This window comes from Pseudomonas sp. TE3899 (assembly GCF_056279105.1).
On the sequence record NZ_JBWBQR010000001.1, the window covers coordinates 1,632,226 to 1,647,719 of the forward strand.

Sequence of the window (15,494 nt, forward strand, 5' to 3'; positions counted from 1 at the left end):
CCCACGCAGAGCGTGGGAACGATCACCGAACACCGTTACCTGCTGCGACAAAAACAACAAGCTCAGGAGCACCATCATGAAAACCGCAACACTCGCCACCCGCCGCTGGTGGTACATCATGCCCATCGTCTTCATCACCTACAGCCTGGCGTATCTGGACCGCGCCAATTACGGGTTCGCCGCCGCCTCCGGGATGGCCGAAGACCTGATGATCACCCCGGGCCTGTCCTCGATGCTCGGCGCACTGTTCTTCCTCGGCTACTTTTTCTTCCAGGTGCCGGGCGCGATCTACGCGCAGAAACACAGCGTGAAGAAGCTGATTTTCGTCAGCCTGATCCTCTGGGGCGGCCTCGCGACCCTGACCGGGATCGTATCCAGTGCCTATTGGCTGATCGTCATTCGCTTCATGCTCGGCGTGGTCGAAGCCGCGGTGATGCCGGCGATGCTGGTGTACCTGTGCCACTGGTTCACCCGTGCCGAACGTTCGCGCGCCAACACCTTCCTGATCCTCGGCAACCCGGTGACCATGCTGTGGATGTCGGTGGTATCGGGGTATCTGGTGCAGCATTTCAGCTGGCGCTGGATGTTCATCATCGAAGGCTTGCCCGCGGTGATCTGGGCCTTTATCTGGTGGCGCCTGGCGGACGAGCGTCCAGCCCAGGCCAAGTGGCTCAGCGACCAGGAAAAACAGGACCTGGAAAGCGCCCTGGCGGCCGAACAAGTCGGGATCAAAGCGGTGAAAAACTACGCCGAAGCCTTCCGCTCGCCGAAAGTCATCGTGCTGGCCCTGCAGTTTTTCTGCTGGAGCATCGGCGTCTACGGCTTCGTGCTGTGGCTGCCGTCGATCCTCAAGGCCGGTTTGCAGATGGACATGGTCGAGGCCGGCTGGCTCTCGGCGCTGCCGTACCTGGCGGCGGTGATTGGGATGCTCGCGGTGTCCTGGGGCTCGGACAAGTTGCAGAAGCGCAAACGCTTTGTGTGGCCGCCGTTGCTGATCGCCTCGATTGCGTTCTACGGTTCATACGCTTTGGGTGCGGAACACTTCTGGTGGTCCTACACCTTGCTGGTGATCGCAGGGGCCTGCATGTATGCGCCTTATGGGCCGTTCTTTGCGATCGTCCCGGAAATCCTTCCCGCCAACGTCGCCGGTGGCGCCATGGCGCTGATCAACAGCATGGGTGCCCTCGGTTCGTTTGGCGGTTCCTATCTGGTCGGTTACCTGAACAGCAGCACCGGTTCGCCGGGTGCTTCGTATCTGTTGATGAGCGGCGCGTTGATGCTCTCGGTAGTACTGACAATTTTCCTCAAGCCCGGCGCCAGTGACCGGGTCGTGGCCAAGGCCGTTGCGAAACGGCCGGTGCCTGCTCACCCTTGAATTGAAGTTGAGACGATGACGATGAAAAAGCAGGTCGTGCTGTACAAGAAACTCTCGCCGTTGCTGATGGCCCGCTTGCATGAGCAGACTGAAGTGACCCTGATCGACAGCCTCGACGCCGAGGGCCTGGCCAAAATGCGCGAGGCCCTGCCCAAGGCCCAGGGCTTGCTCGGCGCCAGTCTGAAGCTGGACGCTGCATTACTCGATCTGGCCCCCGATCTCGAAGCCATCGCCAGCGTTTCGGTGGGTGTCGACAACTACGACATCGATTATTTGACCGAGCGCCGGATCCTGCTCAGCAACACCCCGGACGTGCTCACCGAAACCACGGCTGACACCGGTTTTGCGTTGATCCTGGCCAGTGCCCGCCGCGTGGTGGAACTGGCGAACATGGTTCGTGCCGGCCACTGGAAGCGCAACGTTGGCCCGGCACAGTTCGGCACCGATGTGCATGGCAAGACCTTGGGCATCATCGGCATGGGCCGCATCGGCGAGGCGTTGGCCCAGCGTGGGCATTTCGGCTTCGGCATGCCGGTCATTTATCACAGCCACACGCCGAAACCGGCGGTGGAACAGCGTTTCAACGCGCAATACCGCAGTCTGCCGCAACTGTTGCAAGAGGCGGATTTCGTGTGCGTGACCTTGCCGCTGACTGCTGAAACCGAAGGGTTGATCGGGGCTGAGCAGTTTGCCTTGATGGGCCCGGAGACGATCTTCATCAATATTTCCCGGGGCAAAGTGGTGGACGAAGCTGCGCTGATTGACGCCCTGCGCAAGGGGCAGATTCGTGCGGCGGGGCTGGATGTGTTTGAGCGCGAGCCGCTGGATTCGGCGTCGCCGTTGTTGCGGCTGGATAACGTGGTGGCCACGCCGCACATTGGCTCGGCGACCCATGAGACGCGCGAGGCGATGGCCAAGTGCGCGGTGGACAATCTGCTGATGGCGTTGGCCGGAGAACGGCCGGTGAATCTTGTGAATGGGTTGGCCTGGAAAGGCTGAAGATGATCGTTCCCACGCTCCGCGTCACATCTAAAAGCGGAACGCGGAGCGTCCCAGGCGGTATTCCCACGCAGAGCGTGGGAACGATCAATTACGCAGATCCTGTAGGAGCGAGGCTTGCCCGCGAAGAGGCCGTCAAGCCCGCCGCGCTTCCAGAAGATCCGCCGCACACCGCGCAATCCGCCGACACGCGTCCGCCAGTTTCACCTGGTCCACCACCAGCCCCAGGCGAATATGCCCCGCCGCACTCGGCCCGAAGGCTTCGCCCGCCAGCACCGACACGCCATACCCCTCCAGCAGCCGCTCGGCAAACCCCTGGGCGCAGAGCCCGGTCGGGCGTATATCGACCATCACGAACATCCCGCCATCGGGCACGATCGGCCGGATACCCGGGCACGCGCTCAACCGCGCGCACACCAGGTCCCGGCGCTGGCGATACTCTTCGCGCATCTGCGCCACCTCCGGCAGGTCCCCATCCAGCGCCACTTGCGCGGCTTTCTGCACGAAATCCGGAATGCCAAACAGCATGCACAACGACAGGTGCATCAAGTGTTCGGCCAAGGGTTTGGGGCCGATCACCCAACCGACGCGCCAACCGCTCATGGCGTGGGATTTGGACAGGCTGTTAATGATCGCCGTGCGCTCGGCCATGCCGGGCAGACTGGCGGGGCTGACGTGCTCGCCTTCGTACAGCAAGTCGCTGTAGACCTCGTCGCTGATCAGCCACAAGTCGTGGCGAACGCAGAGCAGCGCCAGTTCCTGCCAGAGCTTCAATGAAAGGCTGGCGCCGGAAGGATTGTTTGGACTGTTCAGCAAAATGACCCGGGTCTTGGCCGTGATCAGCGCCGCGACATCTGCCGGGTCCACGCGAAAACCGTTCTGCGGCCGTACCGCCACCGGCACCACTTTCGCCCCGCAAGCGCCGAAGACACCTTCGTAGGTGACGTACATCGGTTCGGCGACGATCACTTCATCGCCCGGATCGAGCAAACATTGCGCCACCGAGTACACCGCACATTGCGCCCCCGGCAACACGATCACATGCCCGGCATCCACCGCCTGACCGCTGCGGCGTCGATGCCGACTGGCGATGCTGTTGCGCAACGCCCGGGTGCCACGCACATCCGAGTAATGGGTATCGCCGGCCAAGAGGCTGTCGATGGCGGCCTGGACGATGGGCCTGGGCGTGTCGAAATCCGGATCGCCCACCGTCAGCAGCAACACATCAATGCCCTGCTCGCGCATCTCCAGCGCTCGATCATGAATGTTCCAGGCTGCCGCTCCGTCACCGGCAATACGTTGAGTCAGGGCTGAATAGCGCATGTACGTCTCCTGTCGCGCGTGCTCCAGACTCAACCCTATCTCAAATTACAAAACGCGCCACCATCGCATTCAAATCCACGGCCAGACGCGACAGTTCGTGGGTGGCAGCGCTGGTCTGGTTGGCACCGGCGGCGGACTGAGTGGCGAGGTCGCGGATGTTGACCAGGTTGCGGTCGACTTCGCGGGACACCTGGGCCTGTTCTTCCGAGGCGCTGGCGATCACCAGGTTGCGTTCGTTGATCAGGTGGATCGATTGTGTGATCTGCTCCAGGGCCACACCGGCGGCGCGGGCCATTTCCAGGGTGCTTTGGGTGCGCTGGTTGCTTTGCTGCATCGAGGACACCGCTTCACCGGTGCCGTTCTGGATGCCGGCGACCATTTTTTCGATTTCCTGGGTCGATTGCGCGGTGCGATGGGCCAAGGCCCGGACCTCGTCTGCCACCACCGCAAAACCACGCCCGGCTTCACCGGCACGGGCGGCTTCGATGGCGGCGTTGAGCGCCAGCAGGTTGGTTTGCTCGGCGATGGCGCGGATCACGTCCAGCACCTTGCCGATGTCGCGACCTTGTGCGGCCAGGCCTTCGATCATGGTCGCGGTGTTTTGCACGTCGTGGGTCATGGTCTGGATCGCGTCGACGGTTTCCACCACGCGGTTGCGGCCTTCGCGAGCGGCCTGGGTCGACTGGTTCGACGCTTCGGAAGTCGACACCGCATTGCGCGCCACTTCTTCCACGGCGGCGGTCATCTCATTGACGGCGGTGGCCGCTTGTTCGATTTCGTTGTTCTGCTGTTGCAGGCCGCGCGAGGCTTCTTCGGTGACGGTGCTGAGCTCTTCGGCGGCGGCGCCCAATTGAGTGGCGGAACCGGCGATCTGCTCGATGGTTTGGCGCAGGTTGGTCTGCATGACGGACAAGGCACCGAGCAGGCGGGCCGGTTCGTCCTTGCCATCGACTTCGATGGCTTTGGTCAAGTTACCGCCGGCGATGGTTTCGGCAGCCTGCACCGCGCGGTTCAACGGTGTAACGATGCTGCGGGTTAACAACCAGGCCAGCAGCACAGTCATCAGCGCCGCCACCACTGACACGACAATGATGCCGTTCACGGCGGTGTTGTAGTTGTCTTCGGCAACCGTCCCCGCCGCTTTGGCGCCGTCGATGTTGTAAGCCACCAGTTTATTGAGCTGTTCGCCCATCAGGTCGGTGCCTTCCTTGATCCGCGTATTGATCAGGCTGCGCATCTCATCGACTTTGTTCTGACGCGACAGGTCGAGCATTTCCCGCTGGGCTTGCATGTAATTGTCGAGGGTGGTGCTGAACACTTTATACAGTGCCGCTTCGTCAGGACCCATCGGCAGTGCGGCATAAGCGACCTGCGCCTTGCGGGCCTTGTCGGTCAGTACGCCAATGCGCGTTTCGGCTTCCTGCAGACTGGCCGGCTCGCGGTTAACCAGAATGCGGAACGAGAGAATGCGCATGCGCAGGATGTTTTCGGTGACATTGCCCAGGAAGGTGACGCTGGGCAGTTGGGTGCTGCCCATGTCGACCGAGGACTGGCGGATGATCGACATGCGATTGACCGCAAACACACCCAGCACGATCACCAGCAAGGCGATGAAGGCAAAACCGAGGAACGCTCGAGGCGCGATATTCAGATTACGCAGGGACATAGGATGATTCTCGGGGGGTGAGCGTCGAAGCATCCGTGCCGTGGTCGCTGTCGGGCGGGCGTGGGGCCGGCGGGATCAGCTTGGCGCCACTGTTATGGTTGGTTTGTGCGCGCCTATGAGGGTTATCGGCCGGGCTTGAGGATTTTTACGGGGGAAGTGGAAAAATATTTCAAGGGGGTTAGGGGTGTTTCAGCGGCGAAACACCTGTGCTGCAGAGGCGAGTCCATTGTGGCGAGGGGGGCTCTACCCCGTTCGCCTGCGAAGCAGGCGCTAAACCTGCTTGCACGGAATGACTGAAAGAATGCCAGGGGCCGCTACGCGCCCCAACGGGGGCAAGCCCCCTCGCCACAAAAACGCTCTACCCTGAGGATCGCGTTCAGGTCTTTTGGGAAGCGATCTGCCAAACCCGCGCAATATCGCTCGCCCGCTCCCGCAACAACCGAGGCGCCTCGGCACACGCCTGCTCCAGCGTCATCGGCCCGCTCGCCAGGGCAAACGCGGCGTCGATGCCGTGCTCGTAGAGTTCCTGATAACCCTCACCCAAGGTCCCTGCGATCACGATGACCGGCACGCCTTGCCGGCAGGCAATCCGCGCCACGCCAAACGGCGTCTTGCCGCGCAAGGTCTGGGCATCGAATCGGCCTTCACCGGTAATCACCAGGTCCGCGCCCTCCACCGCCTCGGCCAGGCCAACCAGTTCCGCGACCACTTCCACACCAGCCTGAAATTGCGCGCCCAGGAACGCCTTGGCCGCGAACCCCAGGCCACCCGCCGCGCCGCTGCCCGGTTCATCGCGCACGTCTTTGTCCAAGACTTGCGCGCACACATCAGCAAACAGCCCAAGGGCCTGATCCAGTTGCTGGACCTGCGCCGGCGATGCACCTTTCTGCGGGCCAAAAATCACCGAGGCACCGTGGGGTCCGCACAGGGGATTGTTGACGTCGGCAGCGATGTCAAAGCGCACCGCGTTCAAGCGCGGATCGATGTCGCTCAGGTCAATGCGGGCCAGTTGCGCCAGCGCCAGGCCACCGGGCGCGAGGATTTGGCCCTGGGCATCGAACAGTTTGACGCCCAGGGCCTGCATCGCCCCGGCGCCAGCGTCGTTGGTGGCGCTACCGCCAATCGCCAGGATCACCCGCTGCGCCCCGGCATCCAGCGCGGCGCGGATCAGTTCGCCGGTGCCGAAAGTGCTGCTGACGCAGGCATCGCGCTGCGCCGTCGGCACCAATTGCAAACCGCTGGCCTCGGCCATTTCGATGATCGCGATGTGGTTGTGCGGCAGCCAGCCCCACGCGGCGTCAACCGTTGCCCCCAACGGGCCGCGCACGGCTGTGCGGCGCAATTCACCCGCACACGCCGCCAGAATCGATTCGACCGTCCCTTCCCCGCCGTCGGCCATCGGGCACTTGACCAACTGCGCCTGCGGCCAGACCTCGGCCAATCCCAGCGCGATAGCATCGGCGACGCCTTGGGCACTCAGGCTGTCCTTGAACGAATCGGGGGCGATGACGATTTTCATGAGAATTCTCCGTTTTCAATGCATCCATGCTGCCAGTTGCCCGGAGGGATGACGCCGGTCCGCTGCACAAGCGCGGGGGGCGTTTATTGTTCATTTCTACAAACCCGAGATTGTGGTGGCTGGGAGGGCCTCTTCGCGGGCAAGCCTCGCTCCTACAAGAGCGAGCGCCGCGATCCCTGTAGGAGCGAGGCTTGCCCGCGAAGGCGTCCATATAGTCGCCACATCTTTCACTCCGTTTGCGGCAGCAACTGCACCCCAAGGTACAACGCCAGCATCCCGTCCAGCCGCAACGGATCAACCCCACTCAACTCGGCAATCCTTTCCATGCGATAACGCAGACTGTTGCGATGAATCCCCAACGCATCCGCACACGCCTGGCTTTGCCCATCGTGGTCGCACCAGCAACGCAGGGTCGCCAGCAATTGACCGTTATTGTCCTTGGCGATGACTTTGCGCAACGGCTTGAGCAACTCGTCCAGCGCGTCGTCGTTGCGATGCCGCCAGAGCATCACTGGCAGCCGATAACGGTTCAGCCTCAGCAACCGCGAGCGCGGCAACACATCGCGTCCATAGGCCAGCAGATCACCGACCCGGCGATAGCAGCGGCGCAACCCCGGCAACCCATCGGCCTGCCCGCCCACGGCGATGCGCAAAATGTTCCAGCCCAGGCCATCGAGTTTTTCCAGCAACCGTTCATGCTCGATCGCCTGGCTCGCCGGCCGGCACCACAGCAGCGAGGACTTGGCGGAGCTGACACACCAACTGTCGGGATAACGGCTGATCAGCCAGGCGCTGAGGGCTTCGACGGTCTGCCCCGGCCCGTGTTCCAGGCCCAACTCGAACAGATACGGCACCCGCGATAGCTGCGGCTTGAGGCCCAATTGTTGCGCCTCATCCACCAGACGCGGCGAATCCCCCGCGTCGGTCAACAACAAGGCGAGCAAATCATCGCAACGCTGGCGTCGCCATTGCTGTTCCGCCTGCTGATTGCGCTGGCCCACCAGCATCTCGGCGGTCATGCGCACCAGCTCGGCGTAGGTGCGCAACTGCTCGGGTTCGCCGGTGATGCCGAGCACGCCGATCAGCCGCTGATCGAGCAACAACGGCAGGTTGATCCCCGGCTGCACGCCTTTGAGGTGAATCGCGGTTTGCGCGTCGATCTCCACCACGCGCCCGTTGGCCAGCACCAGTTGCGCGCCTTCGTGGCGGGTGTTGATCCGCTCGGGCTCGCCGCTGCCGAGGATCAGCCCCTGGCTGTCCATGACGTTGACGTTGTACGGCAGGATGGCCATGGCCCGGTCGACGATGTCCTGGGCCAGGTCGTGATCGAGTTCAAACATTGGGCAGATCCTTGAAAGCGTGGAGGGACGGGTTGTTCACCCGCACAGGCCTTGTGGGCAAACCCTGTGCTCAGGCACAAAGACAACCACCCAAGCGGTGGCCGAGACTCACAGGGCGATCAACGTTACCCTTTGCATCGCAAAAAATCATAATAAAGAGAGAGCCCGCCATGTCACAGAGCGCAGCCGTTACCCAGACCATTGCTGACGAAAAAAACGCCGTCTACAAACGTATTACCCTTCGATTGATCCCCTTCATCTTCATCTGCTACTTGTTCAACTACCTCGACCGGGTCAACGTTGGATTCGCCAAGCTGCAGATGCTCGACGCCCTGAAATTCAGTGAAACCGTGTACGGCCTCGGCGCCGGGATCTTCTTTATCGGCTACGTATTGTGTGGCGTACCGAGCAACCTGGCCCTGACCAAATTCGGCCCACGGCGCTGGATTGCGCTGATGATGATTGTCTGGGGTTCGCTCTCGACCTGCCTGCTGTTCGTCACCACGCCCACCGAGTTCTACACCTTGCGTCTGTTCACCGGCGCGGCCGAAGCCGGGTTCTTCCCGGGCGTGGTGCTCTATCTCTCGCAGTGGTTCCCGACCTTCCGCCGTGGCCGCATCATGGCGCTGTTCATGTCGGCGATCCCGGTGTCCGGTCTGCTTGGCAGCCCGTTTTCCGGCTGGATCCTCAATCACTTCGGCGCGGGCCAGGCGGGTTTGGCCGGCTGGCAGTGGATGTTTTTACTGCAAGGGATCCCAACCGTAATCCTCGGCGCCCTCGCCTACTTCCTGCTCAGCGACAGTTACGCCAATGCCAAGTGGTTGACGCCGTTCGAGCGTTCGGTACTGGAAGCGGACCACGCGCAAGACCTGGCCAACAAGCCGAAAACCACCACCGATTCGCTGCTGGCGGTGTTCAAGAACCCGGCGATCTGGGCGTTCGGCTTGATCTATTTCTGCATCCAGAGCGGTGTTTATGCGATCAACTTCTGGCTGCCGTCGATCATCAAGAACCTGGGATTCAGCGATAACCTGGTGATTGGCTGGTTGAGTGCGATTCCCTACCTGCTGGCGGCGATGTTCATGTTGCTGGTCGGTCGTTCGGCGGACTTGCGCAAAGAGCGGCGCTGGCATTTGGTGGTGCCGATGTTGATGGGCGCGGTCGGTCTGCTGATCGCGGTGAACTTCGCCACGACGCCGGCGATTGCGATTCTTGGTTTAACCATCGCGACCATGGGCGCCCTCACCGGCCTGCCGATGTTCTGGCCAGTGCCGACCGCGCTGCTGAGTGCCGGTGCGGCGGCGGGCGGTTTGGCGTTGATCAACTCCATGGGCCAAATGGCCGGTTTCCTCAGCCCGTATCTGGTGGGTTGGGTCAAGGACAGCACCGGGTCGACCGATGCGGCGTTGTATCTGCTGGCGGGCGTGATTGTCTGCGGCAGTGTGCTGGCGTTGCGGATGACGCGTACGTTGAAGGTTTAACGAGCAAGCAAGGTGCTTTTGTGGCGAGGGAGCTTGCTCCCGCTCGAGTGCGCAGCACTCGCAAAATCGTGAATATTTGCAGAATTTGGGGCTGCTACGCAGCCCAGCGGGAGCGAGCTCCCTCGCCACAATGGCCGATTATTGCCCCTGGCCAAAATGGAGTTGTGTCGATAAATCCGGTTGCTCCCGGCCACCGTTCTGGTATTTGATTGACGCCTTTCCATCGGCAAAAGGATTTCGTCATGAGTTACCGCACGTTGGGTCATTCGGGTCTGCAAGTCTCTACATTGACCCTGGGCACCATGATGTTCGGCGAACAGACCAGCACCGAAGATTCCCTGCGGATCATCGACAAGGCCTGGGACCAGGGCATCAACTTCATCGACACCGCGGACGTCTATACCGGCGGCCGCTCCGAAGAGATCGTCGGTGAGGCGATTGCCGGCAACCGTCACGAATGGGTGCTCGCCACCAAGGTCGGTTTCGGCCCGGTGGACGGCGTGCCGAACCGCAGCGGCCTCAGCCGCAAGCACATTTTCAACGGCATCGATGCCAGCCTGACCCGCCTGGGCACCGACTATGTCGACATCTATTACCTGCACCGCGAAGACCACAACACGCCGCTCGAAGTGACGATCTCGGCCATCGGCGACCTGATCCGCCAAGGCAAGATCCGCTATTGGGGCCTGTCCAACTACCGTGGCTGGCGCATCGCCGAAGTCATTCGCGTGGCCGACAAGCTTGGCGTCGACCGGCCGGTGATCAGCCAGCCGTTGTACAACATCGTCAATCGCCAGGCTGAAACCGAACAGATCACCGCCGCCCACGCCTATGGCCTCGGCGTGGTGCCTTACAGCCCATTGGCGCGCGGCGTGCTCAGCGGCAAATACGCACCGGACGTCACGCCGGACGCCAACAGCCGCGCCGGGCGCCAAGACAAACGCATCCTCGAAACCGAATGGCGCGTCGAGTCGCTGCGCATCGCCCAGCAGATCCAGCAATACACCCAGGGCCGTGGCGTGGGCATCGTCGAATTCGCCATTGCCTGGGTGATCAATAACAGCGCCGTCACCTCAGCCATCGTCGGGCCGCGCACCGAGGAACAGTGGGACGCCTACACCAAGGCGCAGACGGTGAAGATCACGGCGGAAGATGAGGCGTTCATTGACTCGCTGGTGACACCGGGCCACTCCTCGACACCGGGCTTCAATGACGTGAGCCATTTCGTCTCGGGCCGTAAACCCCGCAACAGCTGACACACACCCTGTGGGAGCGAAGCTTGCTCGCGAAGACGTCTTCATATCCAACATCGATGTTGGCTGGAAGTCCGCTTTCGCGAGCAAGCTTCGCTCCTACAAGGGAACTGTGGCGTTCGCCAAATCCCGGTTTGATCGTTCCTACGCAGAGCGTGGGAACGATCATCTGTGAACGATCTTGATCAATCAGACAATGTTCTAAGCTAAAACCACGTATCCTCCGCCCCCCGTTTCACGTTCAACCCCGCGAGGACAGTTTGTCTAAAGGTATCGCTTTATCGGTCACAGCCTCGGTGCTGTTTGCCGTCATGTATTACTACACCTCGCTGCTCACGCCCTTGAGCGGCGTAGAAATCTTCGGCTGGCGGATGCTGCTGACCGTGCCCTGCATGACAGTGTTCATGCTGGTGTCCGGTGAATGGCGGCGCTCGCTCGACATCCTCAAGCGCCTGGGCGGTAAACCCAAGTTGTTCGCCGGTCTGGTCGTCTCGGCGACGCTACTTGGCCTGCAACTCTGGCTGTTCATGTGGGCACCGCTTAACGGCTACAGCCTCGACGTGTCGCTGGGCTATTTCCTGTTGCCGCTGGCGATGGTGCTGACCGGGCGCATCGCTTATGGCGAGCGTTTGTCCTACTTGCAAAAAGTCGCCGTGTTTTTCGCCTCCCTCGGCGTGCTCAACGAGTTGTATCAGGTCGGCGGTTTCTCCTGGGCGACGCTGCTGGTGGTCGTCGGTTATCCCCTGTACTTCGTGTTGCGCAAATGGCTGACCACCGACAACCTCGGCGGTTTGTGGCTGGACATGACCTTGATGCTGCCGGTGGCATTCTGGTTCGTCTGGGGCGGTGAGCAGGGTTTCGTCGTGTTCGATCAATACCCATGGCTATCGCTGCTGATCCCTGTACTCGGGTTGATCAGTGCTTCGGCGCTGGTGGTGTACATCATCGCCAGCCGCTTGTTGCCGTTCAGTCTTTTCGGCTTGCTGAGCTATGTCGAACCGGTGCTGTTGCTGGGGGTGGCGTTGCTGTTGGGGGAAAGTATCAAGCCTGGGGAATGGCTGACCTACATTCCGATCTGGCTGGCGGTGGTGGTGTTGGTGTTTGAAGGGTTCAAGCATCTGGTCCGGCAGCGCCGCAAGCCTATGTAAATAATGTAGGAGCGAGGCTTGCCCGCGAAGGCGTCCTTGAAGGCGCCAAAAAGCTTCGCGGGCAAGCCTCGCTCCTACAGGGGGATGTATCAGCCAAAGAAAAGCCCGGCCAGCATTGCTGCTGACCGGGCTTTTTTACATCTGCGGTGGCTTACTCGGTGGACAGTACGCCACGACGAACCTGATCGCGCTCGATCGATTCGAACAACGCCTTGAAGTTACCCTCGCCGAAACCATCGTCGCCTTTACGCTGGATGAATTCGAAGAACACCGGGCCCATCAGGGTTTCCGAGAAGATCTGCAGCAGCAGGCGGCGGTCGCCCGACTCGGACGAGCCGTCCAGCAAAATCCCGCGCGATTGCAGTTGATCAACCGGCTCGCCATGGTTCGGCAAACGGCCTTCGAGCATTTCGTAATAGGTTTCCGGTGGCGCGGTCATGAAGCGCATGCCGATTTTCTTCAGGCGATCCCAGGTGTCGATCAGGTTATCGCTGAGGAACGCGACGTGCTGGATGCCTTCGCCATTGAACTGCATCAGGAACTCTTCGATCTGCCCGGCGCCCTTGGACGATTCTTCGTTCAACGGGATGCGGATCATGCCATCCGGCGCGGTCATGGCCTTGGAAGTCAGGCCGGTGTATTCGCCCTTGATGTCGAAGTAACGGATTTCGCGGAAGTTGAACAGCTTCTCGTAGAAGTTGGCCCAGTAGGCCATACGCCCGCGATACACGTTGTGGGTCAGGTGATCGATAATCTTCAGGCCCGCCCCTTCCGGATTGCGGTCCACGCCGTCGATGAACACGAAGTCGATGTCGTAGATCGAGCTGCCTTCGCCGAAACGGTCGATCAGGTACAGCGGTGCACCGCCGATGCCTTTGATCGCCGGCAGGTTCAGTTCCATCGGGCCGGTTTCGATATGAATCGGCTGGGCGCCGAGTTCCAGGGCACGGGCAAACGCTTGTTGGGCGTTCTTGACGCGGAACGCCATGCCGCACACCGACGGACCATGCTCGGCCGCGAAGTACGAAGCGACGCTGTGGGGTTCGTTGTTGAGGATCAGGTTGATCTGGCCCTGGCGATACAGATGCACGTCTTTGGAACGGTGGGTCGCGACCTTGGTGAAGCCCATGATCTCGAAGATCGGCTCCAGGGTGTTCGGGGTCGGCGATGCGAACTCAATGAATTCAAAGCCCATCAGGCCCATTGGGTTTTCGTATAAATCTGCCATGGTTGGCGCCTCATCATCATTTTTAGAATTAACGGATCGTTAGTTGCTAGCAATGCTGAGACTGGCGGGCGGCGCGCAGGAGATGCCGCGCACGCTGCGGGCGAGGAAGTCACCGTAGATCAGTTGAAACCCAAAACTCTTCATTGTCGACCCAAGGCTCTTGCGGGCGAGGCTTCTGGTGTCAGAAGTCGTTTATTATTGTATGCGTAACCCGATTCTACACAGCGTAAAACGGTTTGTCCGCCTTCTGTATCAAATCCCCTTTTTCACAGGCTGCGCAAGCGGTTTGTTGCACAGGTAAATCCCCGCCAGGATCAGCCCGCCGCCCAGGCCCATCGGCAAGGTCAGTTGTTCGCCCAACAGCAATGCGCCCAGGATGACGGCGGTCAACGGATTCAAGGCAATGAACACGCCGGAACGGGTCGCGCCGATTTTGCGAATGCCGTCGTAATAGCCGATGTAGGCCAGCGCCGAGCCGAGTACGCCCTGGTACATCAGGCTCAGCCATTGTTGCGGCCCCAGGCGGATGAGCGCCTCGACACTCAACTCGCCGCGCACCGCACTGGTGAGCCAAAGCATCGCCGTGCCCAACAGGATCGAATAGGTCACCGTTTGCACCGGCCCCAGCGTTTGATTCAGGCCCTTGGAAAACAACGAGTAGACCCCCCAACTCAGCACGCAGCCGAAGATCAGCAGATCGCCAATCCACGCGTCGGCATTAGCCGCCAGCAGTTGCGGGTTGCGGCTGACAATCACCAGCCCTGCCCCGGCGATGCAGATCGCAATCCCTGCCACTTTCGCCCGCTTCAGGCGTTCCTTGAATAACAGCCAGGATGCCAGGCCAATCACCGCCGGGTTCAACGCCACGATCAACGACGCCCGTGAGGCGTTGATGTAATGCAGCCCGTAAAAGAAGCACAGGTTGTAGAAGAAGATCCCGAAGAACCCCAGCATCGCCAATTGCAGCCACTGCCTGGCGCTGGGCCGCACCAGCGGCATCCGGGCCAGTAGCACAAACAGCAACAACGCCACGCTGGCCAGCAAAAACCGCAGGCTCGCGGCAAACAACGGGCTGAGGCTGTCGGCGAGGAAACGCCCGGCCACGAAAGTCCCGCCCCAGATCATCGTCACTGCCGCCAGCTTCAGATACACCGGCACGTCCGACGGTTTCGTCCAGTTTTGCTCATAGCTACTCATAGGTCACCCGAAGCACAGATGCCGTATGATCCGGCTAATACCTGATCATCGTAAAATGAGTAAACACTCATGACCCTGACCCAACTGGAAATCTTCTCCCTGGTGGCCGAACTGCACGGCTTCACCGCCGCCGCCAATCGCCTGGGCATCTCGCAATCGGCGGTGTCCCATGCGCTCAAGGCGCTGGAACAGGAACTGGGCGTCGAGTTGCTGCGCCGGCATCAGTCCCAGGTCGAACTCAGCGACATCGGCCAGCAACTGTTGCTGCGCGCCCGGGCCATGCTCGGGTTGGCCAACACCCTGCGCCAGGAAGCCGCCGATGCTCGTGGTATGAAACGCGGCACGTTGCGCATCGGTTCGTTCGGCCCGACGTCATCGATCAAGTTACTGCCGCTGATCTTGCAGCAGTACCGCGCAGCGCATCCCGGCATCGAAGTGCACGTCGATGAAGGCCCGGATCGCCAGGTGATTCAGTGGCTTGAAGAGCGGCGCATCGACATTGGTTTCGTGGTATTGCCCGAGGACCGTTTCGACACGTTTGCGCTGATGGAAGATCAGATGGTCGCGCTGCTGCCCGCCGATCATCCGCTGACGGCGCGCAAAAGCTTGAGTTTGCGCGACTTGTGCCATGACCCCTTCGTGTTGACCGAGGCCGGTTCTTCGGAGCTGGTTTCCCGGCTGTTCAACGCCGCCAGGCTGACGCCGAACATCCGTTACCGCTGCTCACAGTTGCTCAGCACCCTCGACACCGTGGGCCGTGGCGATGCACTGACTGTCGTCGCCGAAAGCTCATTGCCGCAGGACGCCGATCGCCGCTATGTGAAACGTCCGCTGTCGCCACCGGTCAGGCGCCAGGTCGGATTGGCGGTGCTGGACCAGCGTCAGTCTTCGCCGGCGACTCTGGCTTTTATTTCGCTGGCATCCGGCCTGAGCCAAAGCGCGAACGGCCATCTATCCTCCTAGTT

The 15,494-nt window shown here is 61.2% G+C and carries 12 protein-coding genes; 6 read left to right on the forward strand and 6 right to left on the reverse strand.

Translation table 11 applies throughout. From position 1 onward, the window contains the following. The first annotated feature begins 76 nt into the window (after positions 1–76). Together ACZ89E_RS07305 and ACZ89E_RS07310 are read left to right on the forward strand one after the other, a co-directional pair. Positions 77–1,375, forward strand: a complete 1,299-nt coding sequence (locus ACZ89E_RS07305; RefSeq protein ID WP_149661744.1) for an MFS transporter — start codon at positions 77–79, stop codon at positions 1,373–1,375. 21 nt (positions 1,376–1,396) lie between these two features. Beyond that, a complete protein-coding gene (locus tag ACZ89E_RS07310; protein WP_476255234.1) occupies positions 1,397–2,374 on the forward strand; it encodes an NAD(P)-dependent oxidoreductase in 978 nt (325 codons plus the stop codon). A gap of 135 nt (positions 2,375–2,509) precedes the next feature. Here ACZ89E_RS07310 and ACZ89E_RS07315 read toward each other — a convergent pair whose 3' ends face one another. The 4 genes from ACZ89E_RS07315 to ACZ89E_RS07330 all read right to left on the reverse strand — a co-directional run bounded on the left by ACZ89E_RS07315 (position 2,510) and on the right by ACZ89E_RS07330 (position 8,222). Next, positions 2,510–3,697 carry a pyridoxal phosphate-dependent aminotransferase gene (locus ACZ89E_RS07315; RefSeq protein ID WP_476255235.1) on the reverse strand — a complete coding sequence of 396 codons (1,188 nt, stop codon included), beginning with the start codon at positions 3,695–3,697 and terminating at the stop codon, positions 2,510–2,512. A 40-nt stretch (positions 3,698–3,737) separates the two neighbouring features. Beyond that, positions 3,738–5,363: a methyl-accepting chemotaxis protein gene (locus ACZ89E_RS07320; protein ID WP_476255236.1), complete on the reverse strand. Its 1,626-nt coding sequence runs from the start codon at positions 5,361–5,363 to the stop codon at positions 3,738–3,740. Positions 5,364–5,739: 376 nt separating this feature from the next. After that, positions 5,740–6,882, reverse strand: coding sequence for a glycerate kinase (locus tag ACZ89E_RS07325; RefSeq protein ID WP_476255237.1), 1,143 nt, complete (start codon positions 6,880–6,882; stop codon positions 5,740–5,742). A 227-nt stretch (positions 6,883–7,109) separates the two neighbouring features. After that, entirely contained in the window at positions 7,110–8,222 is a 1,113-nt protein-coding gene (locus ACZ89E_RS07330) for a sugar diacid recognition domain-containing protein (RefSeq protein WP_149661739.1), read from the reverse strand. Between the two features lie 170 nt (positions 8,223–8,392). Between ACZ89E_RS07330 and ACZ89E_RS07335 the strand changes: the two genes are divergently transcribed. From ACZ89E_RS07335 to rarD, 3 genes are all read left to right on the forward strand, one after another. Further along, entirely contained in the window at positions 8,393–9,703 is a 1,311-nt protein-coding gene (locus tag ACZ89E_RS07335; protein ID WP_463257300.1) for an MFS transporter, read from the forward strand. A gap of 242 nt (positions 9,704–9,945) precedes the next feature. Further along, positions 9,946–10,959 (forward strand): aldo/keto reductase, encoded by a 1,014-nt coding sequence (locus ACZ89E_RS07340; RefSeq protein ID WP_149661736.1) that lies wholly within the window; start codon positions 9,946–9,948, stop codon positions 10,957–10,959. A 257-nt stretch (positions 10,960–11,216) separates the two neighbouring features. Next, positions 11,217–12,104: an EamA family transporter RarD gene (gene rarD / locus ACZ89E_RS07345; RefSeq protein ID WP_463257299.1), complete on the forward strand. Its 888-nt coding sequence runs from the start codon at positions 11,217–11,219 to the stop codon at positions 12,102–12,104. A gap of 151 nt (positions 12,105–12,255) precedes the next feature. Here rarD and hppD read toward each other — a convergent pair whose 3' ends face one another. Continuing rightward, entirely contained in the window at positions 12,256–13,332 is a 1,077-nt protein-coding gene (gene hppD / locus ACZ89E_RS07350; RefSeq protein ID WP_463257298.1) for a 4-hydroxyphenylpyruvate dioxygenase, read from the reverse strand. Between the two features lie 252 nt (positions 13,333–13,584). Then, positions 13,585–14,529, reverse strand: coding sequence for a DMT family transporter (locus tag ACZ89E_RS07355; protein ID WP_476255238.1), 945 nt, complete (start codon positions 14,527–14,529; stop codon positions 13,585–13,587). A gap of 69 nt (positions 14,530–14,598) precedes the next feature. On the opposite strand from ACZ89E_RS07355, the gene ACZ89E_RS07360 reads away from it, so the two are divergent. After that, on the forward strand, positions 14,599–15,492 hold the full coding sequence (locus ACZ89E_RS07360; RefSeq protein WP_476255239.1) for a LysR family transcriptional regulator: 894 nt from the start codon (positions 14,599–14,601) through the stop codon (positions 15,490–15,492). Positions 15,493–15,494: the final 2 nt, after the last annotated feature.